The organism is Methanobacteriaceae archaeon, from assembly GCA_030656015.1.
Lineage (GTDB): Archaea > Methanobacteriota > Methanobacteria > Methanobacteriales > Methanobacteriaceae > UBA349.
The window spans coordinates 125,868-152,526 of the sequence record JAUSNX010000010.1; the positions used below are offsets into that span (position 1 = coordinate 125,868).

26 protein-coding genes are annotated in these 26,659 nt (G+C 33.7%); 22 read left to right on the plus strand and 4 right to left on the minus strand.

The window, feature by feature from the left end; all coding sequences use genetic code 11:
* Positions 1–9: 9 nt before the first annotated feature.
* The 3 genes from Q7I96_08005 (at position 10) to Q7I96_08015 (ending at position 5,822) form a co-directional block, all read left to right on the plus strand.
* Positions 10–183 (plus strand): hypothetical protein, encoded by a 174-nt coding sequence (locus tag Q7I96_08005; protein ID MDO9627549.1) that lies wholly within the window; start codon positions 10–12, stop codon positions 181–183.
* A 211-nt stretch (positions 184–394) separates the two neighbouring features.
* Complete coding sequence (topA, locus tag Q7I96_08010; GenBank protein MDO9627550.1) at positions 395–2,551, plus strand: DNA topoisomerase I; 2,157 nt, start codon at positions 395–397, stop codon at positions 2,549–2,551.
* Between the two features lie 640 nt (positions 2,552–3,191).
* Positions 3,192–5,822, plus strand: a complete 2,631-nt coding sequence (locus tag Q7I96_08015) for an STT3 domain-containing protein (protein ID MDO9627551.1) — start codon at positions 3,192–3,194, stop codon at positions 5,820–5,822.
* Between the two features lie 374 nt (positions 5,823–6,196).
* Here the strand turns inward: Q7I96_08015 and Q7I96_08020 are convergent, their stop codons facing one another.
* A complete protein-coding gene (locus Q7I96_08020) occupies positions 6,197–6,574 on the minus strand; it encodes a CBS domain-containing protein (GenBank protein ID MDO9627552.1) in 378 nt (125 codons plus the stop codon).
* A 166-nt stretch (positions 6,575–6,740) separates the two neighbouring features.
* Between Q7I96_08020 and Q7I96_08025 the strand changes: the two genes are divergently transcribed.
* The 14 genes from Q7I96_08025 to ftsY all read left to right on the plus strand — a co-directional run bounded on the left by Q7I96_08025 (position 6,741) and on the right by ftsY (position 15,178).
* A complete protein-coding gene (locus tag Q7I96_08025; protein MDO9627553.1) occupies positions 6,741–7,835 on the plus strand; it encodes a GTP-binding protein in 1,095 nt (364 codons plus the stop codon).
* Positions 7,836–8,037: 202 nt separating this feature from the next.
* Entirely contained in the window at positions 8,038–8,814 is a 777-nt protein-coding gene (locus tag Q7I96_08030) for a sulfide-dependent adenosine diphosphate thiazole synthase (protein ID MDO9627554.1), read from the plus strand.
* A 70-nt stretch (positions 8,815–8,884) separates the two neighbouring features.
* Positions 8,885–9,448, plus strand: a complete 564-nt coding sequence (locus Q7I96_08035) for an adenylate kinase family protein (GenBank protein MDO9627555.1) — start codon at positions 8,885–8,887, stop codon at positions 9,446–9,448.
* Between the two features lie 387 nt (positions 9,449–9,835).
* Positions 9,836–10,207, plus strand: a complete 372-nt coding sequence (locus tag Q7I96_08040) for a ribonuclease P protein component 4 (GenBank protein ID MDO9627556.1) — start codon at positions 9,836–9,838, stop codon at positions 10,205–10,207.
* Positions 10,200–10,433, plus strand: coding sequence for a YhbY family RNA-binding protein (locus tag Q7I96_08045; GenBank protein ID MDO9627557.1), 234 nt, complete (start codon positions 10,200–10,202; stop codon positions 10,431–10,433). The genes Q7I96_08040 and Q7I96_08045 overlap by 8 nt, the downstream gene beginning before the upstream one ends.
* A gap of 14 nt (positions 10,434–10,447) precedes the next feature.
* A complete protein-coding gene (locus Q7I96_08050; GenBank protein ID MDO9627558.1) occupies positions 10,448–10,885 on the plus strand; it encodes a 30S ribosomal protein S19e in 438 nt (145 codons plus the stop codon).
* Positions 10,886–10,977: 92 nt separating this feature from the next.
* A complete protein-coding gene (locus Q7I96_08055) occupies positions 10,978–11,280 on the plus strand; it encodes a DNA-binding protein (GenBank protein MDO9627559.1) in 303 nt (100 codons plus the stop codon).
* A 65-nt stretch (positions 11,281–11,345) separates the two neighbouring features.
* Positions 11,346–11,966, plus strand: a complete 621-nt coding sequence (locus tag Q7I96_08060) for an asparagine synthase-related protein (GenBank protein MDO9627560.1) — start codon at positions 11,346–11,348, stop codon at positions 11,964–11,966.
* 135 nt (positions 11,967–12,101) lie between these two features.
* Entirely contained in the window at positions 12,102–12,257 is a 156-nt protein-coding gene (locus Q7I96_08065) for a 50S ribosomal protein L39e (GenBank protein MDO9627561.1), read from the plus strand.
* 11 nt (positions 12,258–12,268) lie between these two features.
* Positions 12,269–12,514 carry a 50S ribosomal protein L31e gene (locus Q7I96_08070; GenBank protein MDO9627562.1) on the plus strand — a complete coding sequence of 82 codons (246 nt, stop codon included), beginning with the start codon at positions 12,269–12,271 and terminating at the stop codon, positions 12,512–12,514.
* A 30-nt stretch (positions 12,515–12,544) separates the two neighbouring features.
* Positions 12,545–13,219: a translation initiation factor IF-6 gene (locus Q7I96_08075; protein ID MDO9627563.1), complete on the plus strand. Its 675-nt coding sequence runs from the start codon at positions 12,545–12,547 to the stop codon at positions 13,217–13,219.
* Complete coding sequence (gene rpl18a / locus Q7I96_08080; GenBank protein ID MDO9627564.1) at positions 13,216–13,443, plus strand: 50S ribosomal protein L18Ae; 228 nt, start codon at positions 13,216–13,218, stop codon at positions 13,441–13,443. The genes Q7I96_08075 and rpl18a overlap by 4 nt, the downstream gene beginning before the upstream one ends.
* Before the next feature lie 4 nt (positions 13,444–13,447).
* Positions 13,448–13,873 (plus strand): prefoldin subunit alpha, encoded by a 426-nt coding sequence (gene pfdA / locus Q7I96_08085; protein ID MDO9627565.1) that lies wholly within the window; start codon positions 13,448–13,450, stop codon positions 13,871–13,873.
* Positions 13,874–15,178 (plus strand): signal recognition particle-docking protein FtsY, encoded by a 1,305-nt coding sequence (ftsY, locus tag Q7I96_08090; GenBank protein ID MDO9627566.1) that lies wholly within the window; start codon positions 13,874–13,876, stop codon positions 15,176–15,178.
* Between the two features lie 151 nt (positions 15,179–15,329).
* Here the strand turns inward: ftsY and Q7I96_08095 are convergent, their stop codons facing one another.
* A complete protein-coding gene (locus Q7I96_08095) occupies positions 15,330–16,010 on the minus strand; it encodes a class I SAM-dependent methyltransferase (protein ID MDO9627567.1) in 681 nt (226 codons plus the stop codon).
* A gap of 98 nt (positions 16,011–16,108) precedes the next feature.
* Here Q7I96_08095 and Q7I96_08100 point away from each other — a divergent pair, with 98 nt between their 5' ends.
* Both Q7I96_08100 and Q7I96_08105 read left to right on the plus strand, forming a co-directional pair.
* Positions 16,109–17,797, plus strand: a complete 1,689-nt coding sequence (locus Q7I96_08100) for a PAS domain S-box protein (GenBank protein MDO9627568.1) — start codon at positions 16,109–16,111, stop codon at positions 17,795–17,797.
* 241 nt (positions 17,798–18,038) lie between these two features.
* Positions 18,039–18,491 carry a deoxyuridine 5'-triphosphate nucleotidohydrolase gene (locus Q7I96_08105; protein ID MDO9627569.1) on the plus strand — a complete coding sequence of 151 codons (453 nt, stop codon included), beginning with the start codon at positions 18,039–18,041 and terminating at the stop codon, positions 18,489–18,491.
* Between the two features lie 138 nt (positions 18,492–18,629).
* On the opposite strand, the gene acs is transcribed toward Q7I96_08105, so the two are convergent.
* Positions 18,630–20,582 (minus strand): acetate--CoA ligase, encoded by a 1,953-nt coding sequence (acs, locus tag Q7I96_08110; GenBank protein ID MDO9627570.1) that lies wholly within the window; start codon positions 20,580–20,582, stop codon positions 18,630–18,632.
* A 235-nt stretch (positions 20,583–20,817) separates the two neighbouring features.
* Here acs and Q7I96_08115 point away from each other — a divergent pair, with 235 nt between their 5' ends.
* Positions 20,818–22,503, plus strand: a complete 1,686-nt coding sequence (locus Q7I96_08115) for a thiamine pyrophosphate-binding protein (GenBank protein ID MDO9627571.1) — start codon at positions 20,818–20,820, stop codon at positions 22,501–22,503.
* Between the two features lie 485 nt (positions 22,504–22,988).
* On the opposite strand, the gene Q7I96_08120 is transcribed toward Q7I96_08115, so the two are convergent.
* Entirely contained in the window at positions 22,989–24,143 is a 1,155-nt protein-coding gene (locus tag Q7I96_08120; GenBank protein MDO9627572.1) for an alanine--glyoxylate aminotransferase family protein, read from the minus strand.
* A gap of 401 nt (positions 24,144–24,544) precedes the next feature.
* Between Q7I96_08120 and Q7I96_08125 the strand changes: the two genes are divergently transcribed.
* Positions 24,545–25,294, plus strand: coding sequence for a DUF115 domain-containing protein (locus Q7I96_08125; protein ID MDO9627573.1), 750 nt, complete (start codon positions 24,545–24,547; stop codon positions 25,292–25,294).
* A gap of 110 nt (positions 25,295–25,404) precedes the next feature.
* The gene (locus Q7I96_08130) at positions 25,405–26,550 is read left to right on the plus strand and encodes an ORC1-type DNA replication protein (GenBank protein ID MDO9627574.1); all 1,146 of its coding nucleotides are present in this window, start codon (positions 25,405–25,407) and stop codon (positions 26,548–26,550) included.
* The last annotated feature ends 109 nt before the right edge of the window (positions 26,551–26,659 follow it).

Genomic DNA, 26,659 nt, shown 5'->3' on the forward strand with positions numbered 1-26,659 from the left:
GAGAGCTAAATGGAAGACACTAAAAAAGAAAAAAAAGAATCCCTTGAAAAAATAGAGACCTGCTATATGTGTCATCAAAAATTTGATATAAATAAAGATGATTTAAGTTATTATCACTATGGTAAATTCCCCATATGTGATTATTGTAGCCAATTTTACGGTTTTTATAAAAAAGACTATTAATTCTAATTTTTGCTGTTTTTATCCTTTTTATCATTTATATTAAAATATTAGTTCTACAAATATTAAAATGAATTAAGTTAATTATATTTTAATCAGATTTTAAATATAAGCAAATATGTGTTAATAATGTTAATAGATTAAATCTTAATAATAATATTAAATGAAATGATAGTAATAATATTTAATAATAATATGACACCTGAGTGATATCATGCATGAGGTCATTATCTGCGAAAAACCCAAGTCCTCTGAAAAAATAGCACAGGCACTGTCCCCAAATCCAGAGAAAAAAAAATATAAGAAAGTTGCTTACTGGGAGTTTGAAAAAGATGGTAAAAAAACCACCGTTTTATCCGCAGTAGGTCATTTGTATTCTTTAGTTCCATTAAATCCTAAAGAAGAACAATTTTTTGATTTGGCCTGGGTGCCGCTTTATGATGTGGATAAAAAAAAGGCATATGTTAAAGATTATGTCAATGCCATAAAGAAATTTTCAAAAGGTGCTAATAAGTTTATTCACGCCTGCGATTACGATATAGAAGGAACACTTATAGGATATAATGCTTTAAAGTATGGATGCGGAGATTCATCTGTTAATAATGCATTAAGAATGAAATTTTCTACCTTAACCAAAGAAGATGTTCTCAATGCCTATGAAAATCCTATTGATCTTGATATTAATCAAGTGGATAGTGGAATAGCCCGACACGTTCTTGATTTCATTTTTGGAGTTAATATTTCCAAATCACTAATGAAATCAGTTAGGGAATCAACCAAAAGATTCATTAAATTATCTGCAGGGAGAGTACAAACCCCCACACTCGCTATTTTAGTAGATAGAGAAAAAGAAATTCGTGCCTTTGTTCCAGTCCCATACTGGATGATTAAAGCTTTTTTAGAAGGAGATATAGTTGCGGATCATAAGAAAGGCAAGGTATTTGATAAAAAAGTTGCAGAAACCACACTGGCCAATTGCGAAAGAAATGACGCATTGGTTGAAAATGTGGATATAAAGCAAAGTGTAAAGCAACCACCATTTCCCTTTGATTTAGGTAGTTTACAGTCAGAATCTTATAGTTTATTTGGTTTTAGTCCGAAAAGGACTCAGCAAATAGCTCAAAGTTTATATACTGAAGGTTACACTTCTTATCCACGAACTTCTTCTCAAAAACTTCCCAAAAGTATTGGTTTTGAAAAGATATTTAAACAACTTTCTGGCGATTCAGTATTTGTAAAGCAAATAAAAAAACTTCCCAAACCTTTAAAGCCAAATGAAGGTAAGAAAACTGATGAAGCTCACCCTTCTATTCACCCTACAGGAGTCCTACCAAAAACTCTGAGTAAAGATGACCTTAAGGTATACGAACTTATCGTTTACCGATTTATAAGTGTTTTTGGTGAAAATGCTGCAATGGAAAGCATGAAAACTGAATTAAAAATTGGTGATGAAGATTTCAGCTTCCGTAGAAAAAGAGTGGCCTATATGGGGTGGTTAGAACATTATCCATTCCGTAAAATCGAAAATGAAGAGTTTCCTAATATTAAAAAAGGAGACAGTATAAAAGTAGATAAAGTTGTATCTGAAGAAAAAGAGACAAAACCCCCCGCTAGATATAATGAAGCATCTTTAATAAGGGAATTAGAAAAGAGAGGTTTAGGAACCAAATCTACTAGAGCAGACATAGTAGCAATCCTTTATAACCGAAAATACATCGAAGGAAAACAAATAACAGTAAATCAACTTGGTGAACACATAATTGATACCCTTAGAAAATATTGTGAACAGATAACCAGCGAAGAACTCACTCAGCAGTTTGAAAATGAACTTCAAGAAATAATGGATGATAAAATAACTAAAGATGACGTTATTGATAAAGCCAAAACTGAAGTCGTTTCCATATTAGATGATATAGAAAAAAACAAGCTCAAAATCGGTCAGCAAATCTACGAAGCATATCAGGAAAGTAGAATTGTAGGAGCATGTAAGTGTGGTGGGAATCTGGTTCTTAAATATTCTCCACGCAATAAAAGTACATTTGTTGGATGTTCAAAGTACCCTGACTGCAAGGCCACTTATTCCCTTCCTAGAGGTGCTAGTGTCCTTAAAACTAAGTGCGAAAAATGTACTTTACCTATGATTTCCTATGGAAAACCACGCCAGCGTGCTTGTCTTGACCCTAAATGTGGTAAAGATGGGAAAGAAACACCCCGCGAAGTTGTTGGAAAATGTCCTGAGTGTGGAAAAGAACTTCTAAAACGTTCAGGCAGATATGGTGAATTTATTGGATGTTCTGGTTTCCCAAAATGTAGATTTACCCAATCACTTGAAGAAAAAGAAGGAAAAGAAGAAAAAACAGCAAGTAATTAATAAATTTAAGTTTAATAAGCTTAATTTCATTAATTACACCTTATTTAATTTTTAATTATATTTATTTTTAATATGTTTATAATAGATTTTGAATTTAAAATAAGTTCATGATTAATAATTTTAAAAATTTATTTTTCAATGTAGGTTTTCAAAAATAAATAATTATTCAAATTTTGATTATAGCTACTATTCAAATCCATTAATTGATTTAAAAAGGTTATGTTTACTATTTTATTAAGAATAATAATGGAACTACTAAAACCCAATAAATTTCTTCAAATTAGCCTAGATTTTTATTAAATATTTCCTTTTATTTAACTATTAGTTTTTATTAACTTTCAAATTTCAGTAAAAACAATAAATTCAGATCATAAAATCAAAAAATAAACAACAATAAGATCATATAATAAGATTCTAGAACAAGTTTTTTTAGCAGTTAAACCATGATCATTATACATCTAATTTATCTAATGATTAATATTTTAAAACCGTTTTTAAATTAATAACATATAATTAATAACATGTAAAATAAATAATAGAAAAATGGAATATTCATGAATAAAAAAATACATTCAAATAATAAATTAATTAATAAATTCCACAAATCAAAGAACATTAGAGAGTTCAAAGAGGAGATTCAATGGACTATAAAAAGACATTGTCGAAATTAAAGCCATTAATAATAATTATACTGCTGTTTTCAGTTGTTTTCTTCATTAGAGCAGAAGCTTACAACATTTCAGGAGCTCCAGACCAGTCAAAAGATTTTTACAAAGATGCATCAGGACTTCCTTATTTCAGCGAGATGGATTCATATTATAACTACCGTTTAACCCTTAATTACATTCAAAAAGGAATGATGGGAGATACTAAGTTAAATGGAACAGATTGGGATCTTCATTCATACTCACCACCCGGTCGAGCCATAGATTATCCCCCATTAATTGTGTATATTACCTCATTTTTCTACTATGTTGCCAATCTATTTGGGAAAATACCTTTAACTGAAGTGGCTTTCTGGACAGGAGCCTTGATAGGATCACTTTGTGTAATTCCAGCTTACCTGTTTGTGCTCAGAATCACCAATGATTATGGTGGAATAACCGCAGGAATATTGGTAGGTCTGGCACCGACCTATTTTGCCCACACTTATGCAGGATTCTTTGATACAGATATGTTTAACATGATATTACCCCTAATGGTGATATGGTTCTTCGTGGAGAGTATTTTAGCCAAAGAAATTAAAAAGAGAGCAATTTTTGCATCTCTTTCAGCAATATCACTCATAGTGTTCTCGCTAGCATGGGTAGGATACATATTTTATCTATCCATATTAGTTGCTTTCGTGATTGCCTATTTAATAGTTGCTCGATTCATTTTAACTGAATCTAAACCAATGAGTGAATATTCAAACAAGTTAAAATGGTTCCTAGACCAAAAAGAGATTTTTTCATTGTTAATTGTGCTCGTTATTGGTGGTCTATTTGTAGGAATATTCAACGGGTTCTCATCCATATTAGATTCATTATATGGACTTATAGGTGTGAATCAAATACAGGCCCTTGCACAAGCCACTACATACCCCAATGTATATGTTTCAGTATCAGAATTGCAAATACCTACATTGATCAGTGGTGGAATAAGCTCCGCATTTTTACCAAACCAATCTTCAATTATTGGAGGGGTTGGTGGGTTATTAGCATTTATTTCAGGAATACTGGGAGTTGGAGCTTTAATCTGGAAAGTTAAATCAACTTACCATACTAAAAAACAATCCCATGCTAGCAAAAAACCAGGAAAATCCCAGAGAAAAGAAAAATATGCTGGTAAACGTAAGAATATTGAAAACACCCAACATCCTCGCACACGAATGACTAAAACGGAACTATTTGATTTTAAAAGGAAAAACTTATTATATGCCGTTTTATTTGTAGTATGGATTATAATGAGTGCTTATGCTGTAACTAAAGGTTTCAGATTCATATCTACATTTTCTTTACCTATAAGTTTATGTGCCGGAATATTCATAGGGTTTGCAGTCGTATATGTGAGAGAAAATTTAAAAACAGCATCTACATTAGCATTACTAGGATTTATAACTGGAGCATTGACGATTTATCCATTTGGAATTTCTACAGTGGCCACTCTTGTCGCAGGATTAGTAATAGCACTAATAGTTCTTTTAATTAAAAAACCGGAGATAAGAGCACCTATCGTAATGTCACTTATTGTGCTGGCAGTTATAGCTCCTGCTGTTAGTGGAGCAAATACCGTAGCTAATTCAGTTGTTCCGGGTACTGACGATGGAATGTGGGATTCCATGTCTTGGATACAAAACAACACCCCTAATGACACAGTAGTAATGTCATGGTGGGATTTCGGGCACCTTTTCACTGCCGCAGCAGATAGGCCGGTTACATTTGATGGGGGTTCACAGAACACTCCAAGAGCTTATTGGATAGGTAAAGCCATGTTAACCACGAATGAAACTCTTTCAAGTGGGATATTTAGGATGTTGGCCTCCAGCGGCGATCAAGCATATTTAACATTAGATAACTATACCAATAACAGTGGAAAAACCGCAGAAATATTAACTGCAACTTTAGGACTTAGTAAAGATCCAGCTCAGACGTTGATGGTTAATAAATATAAATTAACGACATCACAAGCCCAAACTATACTTAAATACACTCACCCAGCAAAAGAAACACCATTTGTTTTTGTAGCGAGTTCAGATATGTTAGGAAAAGCTGGATGGTGGAGTTACTTTGGAAGCTGGGATTTCGAGAAACAAAATGCGACCAGATCAAGCTATTTCACTTCAGTGGCTAGTTCAAAACCACAGGTGATAAATAACACCACTATGGTTGAAACTGTGAACACCCAAGTAGGTAATCAACTAGTGGGAGTACTCGTGCAGGAAGATATTAATAGAACCAACCAAACCAACGCAACCATTATTGTTGGTGCGAATAGTACATTCGAGAAAATAAATCCACACAAATTGATAATAATCAAAGGAAACCAGTTAGTTAAAAATGAAATCGTTGACACAAATAGTAGTCTAAGTTTAATAGTTATTGGGGATAATGGAACTTATACTACTATAATAATGGACAAAGCATTAGAAGATGCCATGTTCACTAAACTATTCCTTTTAGGAGGATACAATCAGACTTCCTTTAAGTTCTTGCATCAAGAACCAGGTGTAGTTCTGTGGACATCTACTAGCTCAATAATTAACATGACAAATGACACAACAAGTGCTTAGCAATATATTACTAAAGATTAGTAGAAAAATGAAATAGATGATGAGTGTCGCATCTATTTTCCCATTTTATTTTTATTTTATAAAATCGCCTAATTTAGAAATTATTTTTGTTTTTATTATTAATTAGTTGAATTTCTATAATTAATAAATAAAAAAAAATAGTATTTAAATTAATATTTCAGTATGATGGGAGTTTAAATCCTTATAAAAAAAATAGTGACAAATAATTAATTAATTTTTATAGCAATTATGTTATTTTAATAATTTAGCTGTGTAATCTATGGAACAGTTATCTGATAAAAATAAGGTAACCTAAAAATTTGTATAAATAATAGGGATTAAATTAGAAAAGATTTCAATATTATAATTCTGCTTCAGTACCTTTTATCCATTTTAGCTTTGAAAATATCAGTAGCACTTACCATCCCCATAATTTCACCATCTTCTTCTACCAAAAGGCGCCATACCACATGATTGACCATTTGATGTGCTGCTTCTTTAAGAGAAGCCGTTGGTAAAATTGTTACCAGATCTCTCTCCATTACTTCTTGGGCTTTGACTTCACTTAAATCATCACCTTCAGCAACAGCCTCCAACACATCCCAAGTAGTAACAATACCCACTTTAATATTGTCGCTAGTTACTACAAAACTACCCTTCCCCTTCTCTACGGAATTTTTAAGAAGTTCTTCCAGACTTTCGTTCTCATCAATAGTGCTCATTTCAGTGATCATCACATCTTTAACATTCATAAAGTCACCCTACATTATTATGAATCTTCTGGAATATAAAAATTTCATTATGAGGGAATATAAGGAAAAGGTTAATAACGATTATTTTCAAACTGAATATGTCTATATATTATAACATTTAATGAAATAAATCCTATTTTTAGTTTATTATTTTCACGTGAGTTCTATGGATATCGACGACAAAATCAAAAAGATTGAAGATGAAATTACAAAAACGCCATATAACAAGGCTACTTCTCATCACATAGGTAAGCTCAAGGCAAAAATATCAAAATTGAAAGAGGAATCCATTCAAAGAAAGAGTTCTGGAACTAAGGGAAAAGGATTCCACGTGAAAAAAGCGGGTGATTCAACAGTAGTTCTAGTAGGATTTCCATCGGTGGGTAAATCCACACTTCTCAATGAAATAACCAATGCTGAATCTAAAGTAGGAGCCTATCAATTCACCACACTTGACATAGTACCTGGTGTTATGGAATATAAAGGTGCTAAGATTCAAATTTTTGATATTCCTGGAATAATTACTGGTGCTGCTGGTGGAAAAGGCCGTGGCCGAGAAATTTTATCTGTAGCCCGGAGTGCGGATCTTATAATCATTGTAATGGATGTATTTAATCCCAAACACCTTGAAGTTATTTTAAGAGAATTAAGAGATGTTGGTATTAGACCTAATGAAAAACAGCCTGATGTTACGGTTAAACGAAATAAATTAGGCGGAGTTCATGTTTCATCAACTATTAAACTCACCCATCTTGATGAAAAAATAATAAGATCCATTATAAACGAATATGGGATGCATAATGCCGATGTTCTATTAAGAGATGATGTTACTATAGATCAGTTCATTGATGCTCTAGAGGCCAATAGAACTTATATTCCTGCAGTTGCTGTTTTAAATAAGATAGATCTAGCCGATGAAGAATATTTGCAAGAAATCAAAAAACAGTTCCCGGACGCTATTTTTATCTCTGCCGATCAAAAAATAAATATTGACAATCTTAAAGACGAAATATTCGAGCGCTTAAAGTTAATAAGAATTTATCTAAAACCTCAGGGCAAAAAAGCAGATTATGAAGACCCTTTGATAATTAGAGAAGGATCTACTGTAAAAGACGTTTGTGGAAAATTGCATAGGGAATTTGTGAAAAATTTCCGCCACGCTAATATTTGGGGAAGTTCTGTAAAATTTGAAAGCCAAAAAGTGGGTTTTGACCATATTTTAAATGATAAAGATGTTTTAAGAATTATTTTGAAAAAATAGGTTTAATTAACATTTTAAGATATGAAAATTATTTATTTTGATTTTCATGATATTTTTACAATAATCAAAATACTTGGATTTAAAATTAATAAATATTTATAGAAATATTGAATAATCATAAATAACAATAGTTAATTATATAAATAATTTTTAATTGTTGATATGTAACATATTATTCAATATTAAATTTAATGGTGTAAAAATGGAATTAGACGATATAACTATATCCCGAGCAATAGTAGAAGAATTTATGAATGATTTCATGGATTACATGGACATAGATGTAGCTATTGGTGGCGGAGGTCCTGCCGGACTTACTGCAGGTTACTATCTAGCCAAAGCAGGGCTTAAAGTAGCTTTATATGAACGAAAACTTTCCATAGGTGGTGGAATGTGGGGAGGAGGTATGATGTTCAATAAAATCGTTGTCCAAGAAGAAGGAAAACGTATTTTAGATGAGTTCGGAATCCAATCCAAAAAATACCAGGAAAATTACTATGTGTCTGATTCAGTAGAAGCAACTTCGACCCTCTGCTCCAAAGCAACTCAGGCAGGCCTTAAAATTTTTAATTTAATGAGTATAGAGGATGTTATGATTAGAGGGGACGATATTAGTGGTCTCGTACTTAATTGGAGTTCCGTGGAAATGGGCGGGCTACATGTAGACCCACTAAGTATTAGGTCCAAAGCAGTGATTGATGCCACAGGTCACCCCTGTGAAGTTGTTAAAGTGGTTCAAAACAAAATTGGTCCCAAATTAAACACCCCAACCGGAAAAATTATGGGTGAAAAATCAATGTGGGCCGAAGTAGGAGAGCCAGCCATTATGGAAAACACTCGCGAAGTTTATCCAAATCTTTATGTGGCTGGAATGGCAGCTAATGCAGTATATGGAGCTCCAAGAATGGGACCTGTCTTTGGTGGAATGCTCCTATCTGGAGAAAAAATCGCCAATATGTTAATTGAAAAACTGAAATAAAACCAATCACTCATGGGATATTTAGAAATATTTAAAAAATTTGCAGAACCAAAATATGGATCTTTAAATCATGAAAACCCTTAATAAAACCGTGTTCATAACTGGAACTCCTGGTGTTGGGAAAAGTACTCTGGCAAATTTAATTGAAAAAAATCTTTCATGGCATCTGATAAAAATTAATCAGCTGGCCGAGGAAAGAAACCTATTTTCAGGAACTGATAAAGAAAAAGGATATAAAATTATTGATTTGGATGTTCTTTGCCCAGAAATTACAAAAACCATATCTGAAATATCACAAGATGAATCTGCAAAAATCGTGGTAGATGGCCACCTATCACATTTCTGTCATGGGGCCGACTTGGTCATTGTGCTGAGATTAGACCCTTCTATTTTAAAAGAACGCCTAAAAAAAAGAAATTATTCGGATTCTAAGATCCTTGAAAACTTAGAAGCCGAAGCCTTAGGTGTTTGTTCCTTAGAAGCACATGAAATACATGGAAACATCGTTCATGAAATAGATGTAGGAAACTTGTCTCCAGCAGATATTCTAAATATCATTACTGAAGTTATTAATGGGGAAAAATCATTCCCACTCGGAGAAATCGATTTTTTAAATTGGATAGTGGATAATTAATTATTATGATCACATCCCCAAAATTTTAAATAGTATTCACACTCACATTTATTAATTAGTTTAATTATATCAAATAAGACTGAATAAAATTTTTTAAATAATAAAAAAAAATTAGGATATCTGGTTTTTTTAAATGAGTTATAAAATAAATTTATAACATTTATTTACATTAAAATTACAAATATATATTGTAATAGAAAACCTTTTTAAATAGAGAAATACAAAGCATTTTATAATATTCTTCTTGTGCCTTAAAGTCAGTGATTAATTCATCATTTTTTTGATGTTATTTAATTGATTCTGATTAATTAGAAGATTTTGGATGTCGTATTCTCCATTTATCACAGTTTAAAATAAGATAAATAACCTGATAAAAGAGGTTCAACCTTGAGAAGAGGACGAAGACCAAAATGGATGATTAATATTGGTAAAGAAAGAATAGACATCCTCTTTAAGATGGCAGATAATGAATTCTCCCGACATCCTGAAAGATCTCATCGCTATGTCAAACTGGCACGGAATATATCAACTAAATACAATATCCAGATGCCCATTAAATGGAAGCGCAGATTCTGCAAGAATTGTTATAAATTCTTAAAACCCGGTCAGAATTGTAAAGTGAGATTATCTAAAGGAAAAGTGCACTTCAAATGCCTAGAATGTGGGCAAATGATGAGAGTGCCTTATGAGAAGGAGAAAAAAGAAAAAAGGAGAATTAAAATTGAGTCTTACCTTATCAAGAAAGGAGCTAATGAATAGAGCCCTATCTGCACTTACCATTAATATTGGAAAAGCAGGAATAAATGATAATGTTATAGAAGAAATAAAAAGGCAGCTTAAGTCCCAGGAACTGGTAAAACTGAAGTTCGCTAAAAATATTTCATCTGAAAAAGAAATTTATATTACCCAGATTGTAGAGAAAACAAACTCTAAACTCATAGATATGAGAGGAAATGTTGCGGTAATATTCAAGAAAAAACGTTAGTTAGGAGGCCAAGTATGAGTACAGTTTATGATGTGCCTGCAGATTTACTTATAAATCAAGTTGCAAAAGAATTAACCAAAGAAGATAAAATAAATTCGCCAGAATGGGCGAATTATGTTAAAACAGGTGTTCATAAAGAACGCCGGCCAGAAAATGTTGATTGGTGGTACGTTCGATGTGCTGCCCTTCTAAGAAGAGTTTACATCGATGGCCCTGTAGGCGTAAACAGCCTAAGAACCCATTACGGTGGTAAAAAAGACCGAGGTTCCAGTCCTGAAAAATTCAAAAGAGGAAGTGGAGCTATCATAAGAGGAGCTTTACACCAATTAGAAGCTACCGGCCTAATTGAAAAGATTGAAGGCGGTAGAGTGGTTACTCCTAAGGGAAGATCTTTCTTAGACAACACTTCTGTTGGTGTCAAGGCAGAAATTCCGGAATTAGCTAAATACTAGTTAATTTCATATTTATATATTTAATAATTATATTCCCATAACGGCTCGGAGGCCTTTAATTGAGCGACATAGAAGAAATTCGTCGTAAAAGAATGCAACAGTTACAACAGCAAGCACAGCAACAAGCTGTGGATGCTGAGTCTCAGGAACAAGTGCGTCAGCAAATGGAAATGCAGAAAAAGCAGGCTATGATGCAGATACTAACTCCTGAAGCTCGGAGTAGATTAGCCAATATACGAATGACTAAACCCGAGTTTGTGGATCAAATTGAGCTTCAATTAATCCAGTTAGCTCAGATGGGTAGAGTTCAGTCCAAAATTACTGACGAACAGCTGAAAGAATTGCTTCAAAAGGTTGCTGGGCAAAAAAGAGAGATCAATATTGATTGGAGATAATTTATATAATTCACTCTGAAAAAATATTAACCTACCAAAAAAACTTGAATATTTTCCCTGAGATTATGAAAGCAGGAGTACTATATAGTGGAGGAAAAGACAGTTCTTTAATGGCCTTAATTCTACAAAGAATGGGTCTGAATGTGGAACTGGTGACCGTAAACTTCGGAATTTATGACTCATGGATACCTGCTTCAAAATCTGCTTCTGCTTTGGGTTTCAAGCACAGAATATTAAATATTGATAAAACTGTTCTTGAAACTGCTGTTGATAAAATAGTAGAAGATAATTTTCCAAATAATGGCATTGATTATATTCATCATGCGGTACTGGAGAAAATATCTCAGTGCGATTATTCTTTAGTTGCGGATGGTACTCGTCGTGATGATAGAATACCTAAGCTAAAAGAAAATCAGATCCGGAGTTTTGAAGATAGAAACCAGGTAGAATATGTCAATCTCCAAAGTTTCGGATATAAAACAATTGCGCGGTTTTCTTCTAAACTTTTTGAAGTAAGTAAAGAAGAAAGTAACAGGAAAAACAATTCCGATTATGAAGTAGAAGTTCGTTGCTTGATTGATGAGTTATATGGTGAAGGAAAATCCAGATCAATATTTCCCAAGCATTTCCAGACCAGAGTAATTGGCTGGAAGTTGAACTCGATTCATTCAGATAATATAATTTAAAATAATATAATTACAATATTAATCTTAAATTTCATTAAATTGACCAATTAAACCGTTTTAATGATAAATTTAATTAGTAACTAAAAATTAATGATTGAAAAATGGTTTTTAACTAAGTTATTGGTGGAGAAAAAAATGAGCAGAAATAAACCATTAGCTAAAAAATTAAGACTTGCTAAAGCAAACAAACAAAACAGAAGGGTGCCTTTATGGGCTACAATGAAGACTAATCGTAAAGTACGTAGTCATCCTAAAATGAGACACTGGAGAAGAAGCAATTTAAAAGTTTAGGAGGCCTTCTTATGGAAAGAATTTACGTTATACCCCTCAGAAAAGTTAAAGATGCACCAAGGACTATCAGGGCTCCCAAAGCTGTGAGAGTTGTTAGAGCATTCTTACAAAAACATATGAAAGCAGAAGAAATAAAAATAGACGCTTCTATCAATGAAAAAATCTGGGAAAGAGGAATTCAAAAAATTCCCCCAAAAATAAAAGTAAAAGCTGTCAAAGAAGAAGATGGCAGCGTAGCCGTGACTTTAGCTGAATAATCAGTTAAATCACAATTTAATTGGTGAATCATGATACGGAGAATCAACCTCAGCGGAAATCCCAATCTGGGAGTTTACATTTCTATTACTGATAGTGTGGCCCTGGTTCCCCTGAACCTTCCTGATGTTATGGAAGAAGCTATAAAAGAAGCCCTAGAAATAGAAATTTTAAGAACCCCTATTAGTGGCAGCAGCCTAGCTGGTGCCTTGGCCGTAGGTAATTCTAATGGTTTTTTGGTTTCCAAACACACTATGGATAAAGAAATAGAAACTATGCGAAATGCAGGACTTACAGTTGAAAAAGTACCTGACAGGCATACTGCAGTAGGTAATATCATTTTAGCCAATGATAACGGCGCATTAGTTAGCCCTGACCTCTCAGATAAATCTATAGAAATTATCAGCAGAGTATTAGGGGTTGATGCCCAAAGAGCTACCCTGGCCGGATTTAATATTCTAGGTTCAGTGGCTACAGCCACCAATAAAGGAGCTTTGCTACATCCACAAACTAGTAAATCTGAATTAAAACTTGTTGAAGATGTTTTAAAAGTTTCTGCAGATGTAGGAACTGTTAACAGAGGAGTAGGTTTAGTGGGAGCATGTTCCACAGCTAATTCTAATGGAGTTCTGGTGGGAGAAATAACTACCGGGCCCGAAATGGCAAGAATAGAGGAAGCATTAGGTTTTCTCGAGGGATACTTATGAAAACAAAGATATTTAGAATTCAAGGTAAATTTGTAATGGGTGAAAACTTAAAACCCTTCACAAAAGAGTTAAAAGCTTTAAAAGAAGAAGACATCTACGAAAGACTTTATTCCGAATTCGGAAGCAAACATCACATCGGTAGATATCAAGTAAAAATCGAAAAAATTGAGGAAATCTCTGCAGAAGATGTACAAGACCCAGTGGTTAAAGCCCTTTTAAGGTGATCCCATGGAAGACCAGCAGAGATTAGAGGAATTAGTAAACCAAATAAACCTGTATCAAAACCAGGCGGACCTAATTCAACAACAAATGGAAGCATTAAGAGCGTCCCTTGGCGAATTAGAAATCCTGGAAAATACATTAGAAACCATTAAAAATGGAAAAGATCTGGAAACTTTAGTACCGGTGGGTGCAGGTTCTTTCCTCGCTGCAGATATCAAAAACACCGAAGAAGTAATTATGAGCGTCGGTGCTGGTGTGGCTATAAGTAAAAAAATGGATGATGCCCAGGAAACTGTTTCCACCCAGAAAGAAGAGCTGCAAAAAACCATGGAAAAAATGGCTCAAAATTTACAACAATTAACTGATATAATTGTTAAACTATCTCCTCAAGCTGAGGAGCTCCTCCAAAAAGTTAGGGGAAGTGGGCAATAATTGTTTGATTCTCTAAAAAAGAAATTCAATGGAACCATAGGTAAGCTTACTGAACAAGTTTCTCAGGAAGCTGAAGAGGAAGCTAAAAAGGCTGAAATTGAAACTTCAGTCAAAAATAAAGCGGAATCTTCACCTGAAAAAGTTGATGATGTAAAATCATCACCCGTATCTACTAAACCAGATGAATCATTAGTAGAACTAAGTGAAACCGCAGAAAGCATTCCAGAAGATATTAAAGATGATGAAATTTCTGAAGCTAAAGATTCTGATTCTAAAAAATCCTTTTTTTCTAGATTAAAAAGAAAATCTTCGGAATATAAACCTGAAGAAGATTCTGAAGATCCAAAAACACCTAAAGTAGAAGGTGAAGAAAAAAAGTCTGTTTCTGAGAAAGAAGAAAAAGAATCTGATGAATCTGAGAATGAACCCAAATCAGGTATTTTTTCTTTTATTCGGGAAAAAACTATTTCCGAGAAGGATCTGGATGAACTTTTATGGGAACTTGAAATGTCTCTTTTAGAGAGTGATGTGGCCTTAGAAGTGGCCGAAAAAATTATTAGTTCTGTTAAAGAGGATCTGGTGGGTAGAAAAATAAAAAGAAGCAGCGATGTTTCTGAATACACTCTCCAGGCCCTTAAAAAGGCGGTTTCTAGCATTTTAGATGTGGAAAGTAAGAGCATAGATACTTTACTTGCTGAAAAAAAAGCCAAAAACGAACCTTTAATAATTATGTTTGTAGGCATAAATGGTACTGGAAAAACCACTACTATTGCCAAAATTTCTACTTATTTTATAAATAAAGGATATACTCCAGTTATTGCAGCATCTGATACCTTCAGAGCAGGAGCTATTGAACAAATAACCCATCATGCTGAAGCCATTGGTGTTAAAATCATCAAGCACAAGAAAGGGGCAGATCCTGCTGCCGTGGCCTTTGATGCAGTTTCCCATGCCAAAGCACAAGGTAAAGAAATAGTTTTGGTAGATACTGCTGGGCGAATGCAGACCAATATCAATCTCATGGATGAAATGGCCAAAATCAAGAGAGTTATAAGTCCAGACATGATTGTATTTGTAGGTGATTCCCTTACTGGAAATGATGCCGTTGAACAGGCCATGAAATTCAATGAATCTGTTGGTTTAGATGGAATTATCCTCACCAAGGCCGATGCAGATGCTAAAGGCGGTGCGGCCCTATCTATTGGTTATGTGATAAGTAAACCAATATTATTTTTAGGTATGGGCCAAGGATACGAAGATTTAATGGAATTTAAACCAGAATGGATGATTGAACAGATATTTTAGGAATTATTCATTAAATATTCTTCATTTTAATTTCAAAAAAATAAAATTAATAAAAAATATTTTATTTAAGCATTATTTTTGAATTTTAAAATTTAATTAATAAATTAATATTTTAATTTAAAATAAATCAAAATAAGCATATTATTTTTAACTATTTTACTCCACCGTAGACCCCATAATTATAATACTTCCATAGCACATCTACCTGCTTAAAGCCAACTTCATCTAACCATTTGATATGGTCGCTCATTTTAGAAGGATTATCTTCTGCCCTATGTGTGGGCATCCACTTATTTTCAATATCTTCATGAGAATGGTTTTTGGCCATGAATTCTTTCCATTTTTGAATATAAATATCCTGTAAATAGTCTGAAGAGCCTAAAACAACGTCCGCATTGTAAAACACCCCACCATCTGAGAGCGAATTAAAAATTTTCTCATACAACTTTTTCTTATCTGAGTCTGTTTCTAGATGATGCATGGCCAAAGATGAAACAACAGCATCATAAACTCCATTTAAAGAAATATCCTGAAAATCAGCCAATTTATAAGTGATATTCGAGTAATTTGAGAGCTTATTTTGAGCTATGTCAATCATGTTCTTAGATATATCCACACAAGTTATATGGGCTGCTGGAAATCTGTTTTTTATTTTTTTGGAAATATTACCCGTGCCACATCCTAAATCAATAATATTTAACTCTTCTTTCTCATTAAAAGGCAGTCCATCCACCAGTACATCAGTCATTTGATTATAGTAAGGAATTAAAGTTAAAATTAAGTTGTCATAATATTTAGCTTCACTATCAAAATGTTCCTGAACGTTTTTCATCTTTAATCTCCTATCATGAAATAAATAAAGTCAGTTTTTCTATCCTATTTAAGGTTTATCCAAAAAGACTTTAATAAAATTTTACAAATACTAATGCAATGCATGAGACTTCACTAGACATCGTTATCGTAGAAGATGAAGCTATTACAGCGCTGGATATTAAAAGAAAGCTAGAGCACTGGGGACATATTGTGCCAAAAGTCGCCCATAGTGGTGCTGATGCAATTCAACTAGTGAATGAAACAAATCCGGACCTTATTTTGATGGATATAGTTTTAAAAGGAGAAATTGACGGTATTGAAACCGTAACCGAAATTAAAAAGAATCATGACATTCCCATTATTTATTTAACTGCTCATTCTGAAGAAAAAATCATGGCCCTGGCCAAATATACTGAGCCTTATGGATATCTTATAAAACCTATTGATGAGAAAGAACTTTTTTTCGCTGTTGAGTCTGCTTTTTATAAACATAGTGTAGATAAAAAACTGAAAAAAGTCAATCGTGCACTACGAATGATTAGTGACTGTAACCAAAGTATAGTGCGAATAAAAGACAAAGATGAACTTTTGAATAACATATGTCGCCTAATTGTAGAAGAAGGAGGATACAAACTTGCATGGGTAGGTATGGCTGAAAATGATGAATTTAAAACAGTTCTGCCTGTTGCACATTACGGTTTTGATGAAAGTTATGTTGAATCAATAAAAATAAGGTGGGGAAATAACAAGTATGGTGAAGGGCCTGTAGGAAAGTCCATCAAAAATTCAGAAGTATCAATTTCACGAAATATAATTGAAGATCCTTATTTTGAACCATGGCAAGAAAAAGCTCAGGAAAGAAATTATAAGTCAGTTATTGCACTTCCTCTTTTTATTGGAAAAGAAACCGTTGGATCTTTAAATATTTATTCTTCTGAAATAGAAGCCTATGATGAAGAAGAAGTAGATTTACTCCTGGAACTGGCTGAAGACATTTCATATTATCTTGAATCTTTTGATATTCGGGAAAAAAAGGATTTAGCAATTAAAAAACTGAAAGAGATTGAAATGAGATATAGAAACATCTTTGAGAACTCCGAAGAAGGAATATATCAAAGCACTGCTCAGGGAAAATATATTCATGTAAATCCTGCACTAGCCCGTATGGCTGGTTTTGAATCTCCAGAAGCCATGATATCCAAAGTAAAAGATATAATTAAATTTTATGTTAATCCCAATGATCGAAAAAATCTTAAAAAGCGTCTAGAAAAAGAAGATATTGTTAAAGATTATCATGTCCAAGTATTTCTTAAAAATGGGAAAAAGGCCTGGATGTCAGTCACAGAGAAAGCTATTCGTAATGAAAAAAAAGAAATAATATATTATGAAGGACTGGCTCGTGACGTGACTCGAGAAAAGAAAATTTCAGATCAGTTGAAATCCAGCGAAGAAAAATATAGGAATATAATAGAAACTTCTAATGAAGGTATATGGTCACTTGATGAAAACTTCAATACGATATTTGTTAACAAAAAAATGGGGAAAATGTTAGGATATAAAATTTCAGAAATGCTTAATAAAGATTTTCTTGATTTTATACCTCCAGAATATCTTGATGAACAGAAAAAACGCATAGAGCTTAGAAAAAATGGAATATCCCAAAAATATCATTGCCAATTAATATGCAATGATGGGAACAAAATCGGAGTTTTAGTTTCGGCTACACCACAAATAAATGAAAATGGAGAATTCACCGGTTCCTATGCCATGTGTACTGATTTAAATGAAATAAAAGATATTATTTGAATCTGACGTTTTAAATTTCTAATATACTGTTATGGAGAAATTAAACGTTAATTATACAGCTAAATCAATTTTCATTCATGATATCGTCCGTGCTACTTTTTATTAAATGAGTAAAAGATTTAATCTTTTACAAATTTATACATAAATTTTAATTTAATTAAAACATATTGTTTCTGATATTTAATCAAAAAAACAATATAATGATTAGAATTTAATTTAATAACTAAAAAGGAGATAGAAAATGCTTGGAGAGACTGAATTATTAAAATTATTTCCTGATTTTAAGGAACTAGCAGAACCATCTGGAATTGATTTGAGATTAGATGAAATTTTTATCCAAACTGGGCCTGGTTCACTTATTGATAATGAAAAAAACCTCCCTACTATAGAAAAATTAGAGCCTCCTATTTACAAACTTCAGCCAAAAACTGCTTATTTAGCAACAATTGATCGAAAAATAAAAATACCAAAAGGGTTTTCTATGCTATATCTTCCCAGATCAACTCTTTTAAGGTCTTTTGTTTCTGTTCACACTGCTGTGGGCGATCCAGGATTCTATGGAACATTACAGTTCATGCTTTATAATTATGGAGAATTTGAATACACTCTTAAACAGGGCGAAAGAATCGCCCAGGGCGTTGTTTTTGATGTGAAAGGCTCTGGAGAATATAATGGTAGTTATCAGGAAGAATGAGTAATAAATGAGTAATTTATCAAATATAACTTAAATGTTATTAATTAAAAAGCAAGAATATCCTAAATTGCATTGAAAATAATAAAAAATGAGAAATATGGGTAATCATCATATCTATAGATTATCCACATTATTTTATTACAAAGCCCTATCCAAAGCATCAACTGATTCTGGATTAGCTAAAGTACTAATATCTCCCACATCTTCTTCTTTAACCTTGGCCTTAATAACTCGGCGCATAATTTTTCCAGATCTAGTTTTAGGAAGGTCATCTACAAAACCAATAACTCCTGGACTGGCTATAGGTCCTATTGCTTCCCTAACATGTTCTCTAAGCTGATTTTTGAGTTGAGGAGATGCTTCAAATTCTTGTTTTAAAATTACAAATGCTGCTATTTCTTCTCCTTTAAGAATATCGGGTTTCCCCACTACTGCTGATTCAGCTACTGCAGAGTGACTTACCAGGGCCGATTCCACCTCAGCCGTACTTATCCTGTGGCCCGCTACATTTAGAACATCATCTTCTCTTCCTTGAATCCAGAAATATCCATTTTTATCTTTTCGAGCTACATCCCCACTTAGATAGATTCCTGGAAACTTGCTCCAGTATGCCTCCACATATCGGTCTGGATCCCCATATAATGTGCGGAACATGGCCGGCCATGGAGTTTTCAAAACCAGATGCCCTCCACTTTCAGTAAGTGAATTCCCATTATCATCCACTATATCTGCCTGAATTGTAGGAAATGGCTTAAATGTGGAGCCTGGTTTTAATTCAGTTATAGGGAGGGGAGTTATAATATGCATTCCAGTTTCTGTCTGCCACCAGGTGTCCATTATAGGACATTTACGGTTACCAACATTTTTATGATACCACATCCATGCTTCAGGATTTATAGGCTCTCCTACAGATCCTAAAAGTCTTAAAGTGGTTAAATCATATTTTTGTGGCCATTTTTCACCATATTTCATGAAAAATCTAACTGTGGTTGGTGCTGTGTAAAAAATACTTACCCCATAATCTTCTATCATTTTCCAAAACCTTCCAGGGTCTGGATAATCGGGGGTGCCTTCAAACATGAGCGAGGTGGCACCCATTAAAAGAGGAGCATATACTATATAACTGTGGCCAGTAATCCAGCCTACATCTGCCGCACACCACCAGATATCACTATCTTTAATATCAAAAACAAATTTTAAAGTAGTGTATGTACCTACAGCATATCCTGCATGGGTGTGAAGAACTCCTTTTGGTTTTCCAGTTGTTCCAGAAGTATATAAAATAAATAAAGGATCTTCACTATCCAATTGCTCAGTTTCACATTTAGAACTTTCTTTTTTTAGAATTTCATCCCAGAATACATCCCTTCCTTCTTTCATTCCCACATCGCTGCCCGTATTTTGCACAACAATTACTTTTTCAATACTAGGGATATCATCCATAACCATATCCACCGTATCTTTAAGTTTAATATCTTTTCCACGTCTGTGAAATCCATCTGCAGTAATAGCTACCTTGGCCTTAGCATCATTGGCCCTTTCCTGAAAAGCTTTAGCCCAAAATCCAGAAAATACAACGCTGTGAATGGCTCCTATTTTAGCACAGGCCAGCATGGCAATGGGAAGCTCTAATATCATGGGCAAATATATGCCCACCCGATCTCCCTTTTTAACACCCATGTTTTTTAAGGCATTGGCCAGACGGTTCACTTCGCGGTATAATTCAAAGTAAGTGAGTTTTTTTACCTCACCCGCCTCGCTTTCCCAGATATATGCAACTTTGTTCTTTCTAGAGGTTTTAATATGCCTATCCAGAGCATTATGCACAATATTGAACTTCCCATCTACAAACCACTGGGCATGAGGAGGTTTCCAATCTAATACTTGATTATATGGCTCAAACCATTCTAAATCTTGGGCCATTTCATTCCAAAACCATTCTAAATCTTCATTTGACTTTTCAATGAGCTCTTCGTAATTTTTTATGTTATGCGAATCCATCCACTGTTTAATATTACTTTGAGCTATCATATCTGGGTCTGCTTCAAATTTACGTTCTTCTTTAAGTAGAGTATCTAAATTTTTAGACATTTTATCCCCTTCCCCCACAAATTTGACTTGATAATTAATTATTTTCGTCTTGCATGCAATTAAACTGGAGTATTAAGTAAAGTATAATATGTAATTTCATCTTTGAATAGTTTACTGGAATTTTTAGTAAATGAGAGTAATATAATGAAATTTTAAAGAATTATTCAAATAAATTAAATTTAAATTAGATAATACTAAATATAATTAAATATTTCTTTTACAAAATATTAAAACAATGAATAAATCATCAATGATGAAACCAGAAAAAATTAGTTGTGCAAAGGCAATTATAAATATTCTAGAACAAGAAGATGTTGAATGGATTTTTGGACATCCTGGAGAACAAATACTATCTTTATATGATGCCCTAAGATCATCACCAATAAATCACGTTTTGGTTCGTCATGAACAATCAGCCGCCCATGCCGCAGACGGCTATGCTCGTGCATCTGGAAAATTTGGAGTATGTGTGGCTACTGCAGGTCCTGGTGCTTTAAACTTAGTTATGGGAGTTGCTACTGCTTACCGAGACTCGATTCCAATATTAGTAATTACTGGAGATGTTCCCACAAAGCAAAGAGGCCAGAATACATTTCAAGACATTGACCTCAGTTCAGTATTTAAGCCAATTAGTAGAAAAACTTTCTATTCATCTAATGTCCAAGAAGCCATTTCAAATTTGAAAAAATCCATTGAAATGCTGAAAAAAGGGCCAACCGGGCCAGTCCATCTTAATTTACCTAAAGATGTTCTGGATGAATTTATTGGTGAAAATATTATTTTTAAATTGGACATTGATTTTGAATCTGGAAGTCTCGGAAATTCGCAATCAGATTTATCACAACTAAAAAAAGTAGTTGAATCAATTAAATCTGCTAAAAAACCATTAATAGTTGCTGGGGCGGGTTTAGTTTGGTCGGGTGCTTTAAATGAGATTAAAGAATTTGTTAATAAAACCCACACCCCTCTGGCCACCACTTATCATGGCCGGGGAATATTAAGAGAAGATGATGATTATTGTGTGGGCCTTATTGGAAACAGAGGCACTCCGGTAGGTAATTATGCTGGTGCCAACTGCGATCTGGTTTTAGGTTTAGGTTGTCGTTTTTCAGAGCGAACACTTACTGGAATAGGTTCTGGAGAAAATAATCCCCAGATTGTTCAAGTCAATATGGATTCTGAAACATTAAAAGGAGATATTAACCTTCAAATGGATGTTAAAGAATTTTTAAATGAAATTATGAAAATTTCAGAATCATCAAGTCCTGAAGATGACCCCCATATCAAATCATGGTTAGAAGAATTGCAGGTATACTCAAAAGACCATCCCGCACCATATGATACAGAATTTTTTTATTCCGAGGTTCCTTTAAAACCCCAGCAGGCCATAAAAGAGATTTTAGACGGTTCAAATGATTCAACCATTGTTAATGATGCTGGAACCCACACCACCTGGGTAACCCTCTATAAAAAAGTCTTAAGGCCATTTTCACTGCTATTTTCAGGAGCATTTGGGCCCATGGGATATGGTCTGCCTGCTGCCATCGGAACATGTTTTGCTAGGCCCAGTGAAAGCATAGTGGCCATTATAGGAGATGGTGGATTTCAAATGACCATCCAGGAATTGGCTACAGTTCATCAAAACAATTTACCGATGGTTATATGTATAATCAACAATAGTTCACTGGGCATTATCCGCCAATGGCAGGAAATGCACCACAGTGGCAGCTATGAAGTAGAACTGGAAAACCCAAACTTTGTTAAGTTGGCCCAATCCTATGGAATTGAAGCCGTACGAGTTGAATCCCCTGGAGATGTATTTAAATTTGTTAAAAAAGGAATTGAAATGAAAAAACCATTCTTGATTGACATTTCAGTGAAAGAAGAGAATATACCACTTCCCGATTTCATAAAGGAATGATTTATTGGTTGAATTTTATTATGGTTAAGATTTTGTTAATCTGTAAAAATATTCCAAATATAAATCAAAATAAAATATCACTCAATGAATAGAAATTATCGAAATGACCAAAGATATTTATTAATATAATTCTGACTTATGACAATTGAACGGAATTGCTACTAAAGATCCTGTTCTGGAAACCCTGGACTGTTCCTTGGAAGAACTTAAAAAACTTCAAAAAAGGCCTTCAGGTCTTTTTATCTCAGGCCTAATTATTTGATAAACCAGGCAAGTAAAGATGGATTTGTGCTTATAAACACGGCTGCCGCGATTGTTAAAGAAATTTAATTCCATTTAAGTTAAAAAATTAATATTTAATCAATAATAATGCTTATTAAATAGTCAAAATATTAAGACATGTAATATTATTTTTCTAAAATAGAATAAAAAAAGATAAAATAGAAATTATAATCGTAAAAATAAAAATAACGATTAAATATTTATTATATATTATCTGGCAAGTAGGTATCTGCCACAGCAGCTACACCTTCACCCATATTCACTTCGAAACCTAACTCCCTAAGAGTCATTTCCAGAGCAGAAAAGGTAGTGATGAGTTCTCTGTGAGTAATATTACCCATGTGGCCTATTCTGAAAATATTTCCCTTGAGGTGGTCTTGGCCACCGGCCAGTTCTACCCGGTATTTGTTTCTCATGGTTCCTCGAAGTTCACCGTCACTTACTCCTTCGGGCATGTTTACAGCCGTAACCGTAGTAGAAGACACAGATTCATCCGGGAATAATTCCAAGTTTAAGGCATTTATAGCATTTCTAGTAGCTTTTGCAGCTATTTGATGCCTTTTAACTCTGTTGACCAGGCCTTCTTCCATAATTATGTCCAGTGCTTCATGCATAGCATACATTAAAGAGACAGATGGTGTGTAAGGAGTTTCTGGTGGTTGAGCAGCACCGCTCTTGCGGTATTTTTTCATGTTGAGGTAGTAGCTTTTTGCTTCAACCTTATCCACAACATTCCATGCGTCATTACTCAAAGTAATAGCTGCCATACCTGGAGGTGCTGCCATACACTTCTGGGATCCCGTGACACAGATGTCAATTCCATATCCATCCACATCTACTTCATCTCCAGCCAGTGACGAAACAGTATCTACCACATAAAGAGCATCATAGTCGCTCATTATTTTTCCAATTTCTTTAATAGGGTTTGAAACACCCGTGGAGGTTTCATTGTGCACTACAGTGACAGCCTTTATGTCTTCATTCTCTTCTAAGGCATATCCGATCTCGTCAGGGTTTACACCTTTTCCCCATTCTACATCAATAGTCTGGGATTCTCCACCAAATGCATCAACAATCTGGCCAAATCTTTGGCCGAACTTTCCGCCGACTACACTCAGTATTTTATCTCCAGGGTTAATGATATTGGCCATGGCCGCTTCCATAGCAGCAGTACCAGACCCCGTGATAAGGTAAGACTTATTATTTGTCCGGAAGACATCAGACATCATTTCTGTAGTTTCGCTCAGAATTTTACCGAATAAAGCGCTTCGGTGATTCACAATGTTCTCGGACATGGCTTTCAGGACTCGGGGAGCCACCCGTGTCGGCCCGGGAATCATTAGCAATGTTTCATCCATTTTTAAAAAACCTCCAAATATTTGCAGCTTATAAAAGAGCTTGAATTATAATCCACACCAGGACTTCATATGTCCCTAGTTTATATCTAAATTATTCTAACTTAAAAACCTTATTTAACATCAAATTTAGGTAAGGTAATATTAACTAATATTTTACTAATATTTTTACCAAAATCATGTTAAAATGTACAAATTTGTGTATATTTTAATTAACAAAATAATGAATTAAATCCATGAATACTATTCATATTTTATTAATTTTAATTTAATTGAACTTCATTTAATAAATCATTATGCAGCAAAAAAATTATTCCTAATTGAACTTCAAATTTAACAAATTAATTATCAAAATAAAAAAAATTACAAATATTTATTTTTATGTTCTTTCTAAATATAATCTAATGGAAATTGAAACCTGGATGGCATGGTATAAAGAAATACTCCAGAATTTTGGATTTGATAGAAAGTCTGATGAAGAATCTGCGGAGTATCTGAATGATTATTTAAAAAATCAGTTTATCAATGATAATAGAAATAAAAAAGCTATTTATTTTAGTGATTTGCCTACCAAAGAAAATATTATTGTTTTTGGGGCAGGTCCGTCCCTTAAAAAGCATATAAATCAACTTAAACCAAAAATATCTGCAAATCCAGATCAATTTATTTTAATATCCGCTGATGGGGCCACCACTGCATTAATAGAAGATAATATAGTCCCACATATAATTGTAACCGATTTAGATGGTAAATTAGAAGATATTCTAAAGGCCAATGCACAAGGTGCATTTTTAGTTGTTCATGGCCATGGAAATAATCTAGATGCTTTAAAAACAAACTTAAACGATTTGAAAAATGTTCTGGGCACCACCCAAAGTTACCCTTTAGAATATGTTCATAATTTCGGTGGTTTTACTGATGGTGATCGGGCCGTGTTTCTAGCCGTGAAATTAGGGGCTAAAAATATTATTATGGCAGGTATGGACTTTGGAGAAGTGGTTACCAAATATTCCAGGCCAAATATGAAAGATGTTACTGGGCCGGCCGATGATATTAAGAAATTGAAGTTAAAATATGCTGAAAGGCTGGTGGAATGGATAGGAGCGAATGAAGATGTTTCTATTTATAATTTAGTTAAAAAAGCAGATTTTTAATTTTGTATTTAAGAATTTATTTTAATTTTATTTTTTTAATTTTTTTAATTTATAAAATTATATTTTTAGAACATCTCGCGAATCCTAACATACACATACTTTATTAATTAATGAAACCAACTATCTTTATGGGAATTGAAGATATTTTATTACACGATGAGACCATCTTCAAAAATATTAATGCTTTTGACCCGGATTATTTGCCAGAAAGCTACAAATACCGGGATTCACAGATGGAAGCCCTTGCAATATGCATCAGGCCAGCTTTAAAAAAGGGAAGGCCCATTAATGCAGTTGTTTTAGGTTCATGTGCCACTGGAAAAACCACGGCCATTAAAAAAATATTTGACCTGGTAGAACGCAATTCAGAGAAAGTTGTTTGTTGTTATATTAACTGCCAACTCCATACTACTCGTTTTGGGATTTTCTCTCAAATTTATCAGAGAGTGTTTGGACATTTCCCCCCAGAGACTGGAGTTCCTTTTTCTAGAATTTATCAAAAAATTATGCAACATCTTGTATCTGAAGAAAAAGCTCTGGTTGTGGCCTTAGATGATGTTAATTATCTGTTCCACAGCAAAAATGCTAACAAAATCTTTTACGACATACTTCGGGCCCATGAGGTATTTCCTGGTGCTAGAACTGGAGTTTTTGCCATTTTATCAGACATAGAATTTAGATTTGCCCTGGATAAAAATGTTAATTCTATTTTCATTCCTCAGGACGTTATATTTCAGCCCTATGCGCGAGAAGAAATATATAGCATCCTTAAAGAAAGAACTAGTCTTGGTTTTTATCCTGAAGTAATTTCTGATGAAATATTAGATGAAATAGTAGAGCGGACTTCAGAGAGTGGCGATCTTAGAGTAGGTATAGACCTCTTAAGAGTTTGTGGAAATTTAGCAGAATCAGAAGCTTCTAGAACAATCGAAAACAAACATTTAGACGAAGCTTTAAAACGAACCGGGCCTGCAAGTTTAGCTCACACACTTAATTCTCTTTCAGATCTTGAAAACAGTCTTTTAGAATTAATAATTAATTTTAAAGATGAAAATTTAACTGCCGGAAGCCTTTATGAATTATTTAAACAGAATACTGGAACCAGCTACTCCTCATTCAATCGAAACCTGGATAAACTGGAATTTCTCCGATTAATTGATACCAAGTTCACTGGAAAAGGAATGAGAGGGAATTCCAGGCTAATAATATTAAGATTTAGCCAGGATGAAATCAATAAATGCATGGTTCAACCCTAATCACCAGATTGATGAGAGGTGGGGTTTTTAAATTATTTCTGCCATTTTGAGTGCTTGGGGAGGCAAAATTATGGTTAACCGTTTATGATTTAACAATGACCATAATTTA

What these genes read in the sequence shown, in the direction of transcription:
- Q7I96_08005 (MDO9627549.1), top strand. Translation starts at nt 10, where the DNA reads ATGGAAGACACTAAAAAAGAAAAAAAAGAATCCCTTGAAAAAATAGAG.
- topA (MDO9627550.1), top strand. Translation starts at nt 395, where the DNA reads ATGCATGAGGTCATTATCTGCGAAAAACCCAAGTCCTCTGAAAAAATA.
- Q7I96_08015 (MDO9627551.1), top strand. Translation starts at nt 3,192, where the DNA reads ATGGACTATAAAAAGACATTGTCGAAATTAAAGCCATTAATAATAATT.
- Q7I96_08020 (MDO9627552.1), bottom strand. Translation starts at nt 6,574, where the DNA reads ATGAATGTTAAAGATGTGATGATCACTGAAATGAGCACTATTGATGAG.
- Q7I96_08025 (MDO9627553.1), top strand. Translation starts at nt 6,741, where the DNA reads ATGGATATCGACGACAAAATCAAAAAGATTGAAGATGAAATTACAAAA.
- Q7I96_08030 (MDO9627554.1), top strand. Translation starts at nt 8,038, where the DNA reads ATGGAATTAGACGATATAACTATATCCCGAGCAATAGTAGAAGAATTT.
- Q7I96_08035 (MDO9627555.1), top strand. Translation starts at nt 8,885, where the DNA reads ATGAAAACCCTTAATAAAACCGTGTTCATAACTGGAACTCCTGGTGTT.
- Q7I96_08045 (MDO9627557.1), top strand. Translation starts at nt 10,200, where the DNA reads ATGAATAGAGCCCTATCTGCACTTACCATTAATATTGGAAAAGCAGGA.
- Q7I96_08050 (MDO9627558.1), top strand. Translation starts at nt 10,448, where the DNA reads ATGAGTACAGTTTATGATGTGCCTGCAGATTTACTTATAAATCAAGTT.
- Q7I96_08055 (MDO9627559.1), top strand. Translation starts at nt 10,978, where the DNA reads ATGCAACAGTTACAACAGCAAGCACAGCAACAAGCTGTGGATGCTGAG.
- Q7I96_08060 (MDO9627560.1), top strand. Translation starts at nt 11,346, where the DNA reads ATGAAAGCAGGAGTACTATATAGTGGAGGAAAAGACAGTTCTTTAATG.
- Q7I96_08065 (MDO9627561.1), top strand. Translation starts at nt 12,102, where the DNA reads ATGAGCAGAAATAAACCATTAGCTAAAAAATTAAGACTTGCTAAAGCA.
- Q7I96_08070 (MDO9627562.1), top strand. Translation starts at nt 12,269, where the DNA reads ATGGAAAGAATTTACGTTATACCCCTCAGAAAAGTTAAAGATGCACCA.
- Q7I96_08075 (MDO9627563.1), top strand. Translation starts at nt 12,545, where the DNA reads ATGATACGGAGAATCAACCTCAGCGGAAATCCCAATCTGGGAGTTTAC.
- rpl18a (MDO9627564.1), top strand. Translation starts at nt 13,216, where the DNA reads ATGAAAACAAAGATATTTAGAATTCAAGGTAAATTTGTAATGGGTGAA.
- pfdA (MDO9627565.1), top strand. Translation starts at nt 13,448, where the DNA reads ATGGAAGACCAGCAGAGATTAGAGGAATTAGTAAACCAAATAAACCTG.
- Q7I96_08095 (MDO9627567.1), bottom strand. Translation starts at nt 16,010, where the DNA reads ATGAAAAACGTTCAGGAACATTTTGATAGTGAAGCTAAATATTATGAC.
- Q7I96_08100 (MDO9627568.1), top strand. Translation starts at nt 16,109, where the DNA reads ATGCATGAGACTTCACTAGACATCGTTATCGTAGAAGATGAAGCTATT.
- Q7I96_08105 (MDO9627569.1), top strand. Translation starts at nt 18,039, where the DNA reads ATGCTTGGAGAGACTGAATTATTAAAATTATTTCCTGATTTTAAGGAA.
- acs (MDO9627570.1), bottom strand. Translation starts at nt 20,582, where the DNA reads ATGTCTAAAAATTTAGATACTCTACTTAAAGAAGAACGTAAATTTGAA.
- Q7I96_08115 (MDO9627571.1), top strand. Translation starts at nt 20,818, where the DNA reads ATGAATAAATCATCAATGATGAAACCAGAAAAAATTAGTTGTGCAAAG.
- Q7I96_08120 (MDO9627572.1), bottom strand. Translation starts at nt 24,143, where the DNA reads ATGGATGAAACATTGCTAATGATTCCCGGGCCGACACGGGTGGCTCCC.
- Q7I96_08125 (MDO9627573.1), top strand. Translation starts at nt 24,545, where the DNA reads ATGGAAATTGAAACCTGGATGGCATGGTATAAAGAAATACTCCAGAAT.
- Q7I96_08130 (MDO9627574.1), top strand. Translation starts at nt 25,405, where the DNA reads ATGAAACCAACTATCTTTATGGGAATTGAAGATATTTTATTACACGAT.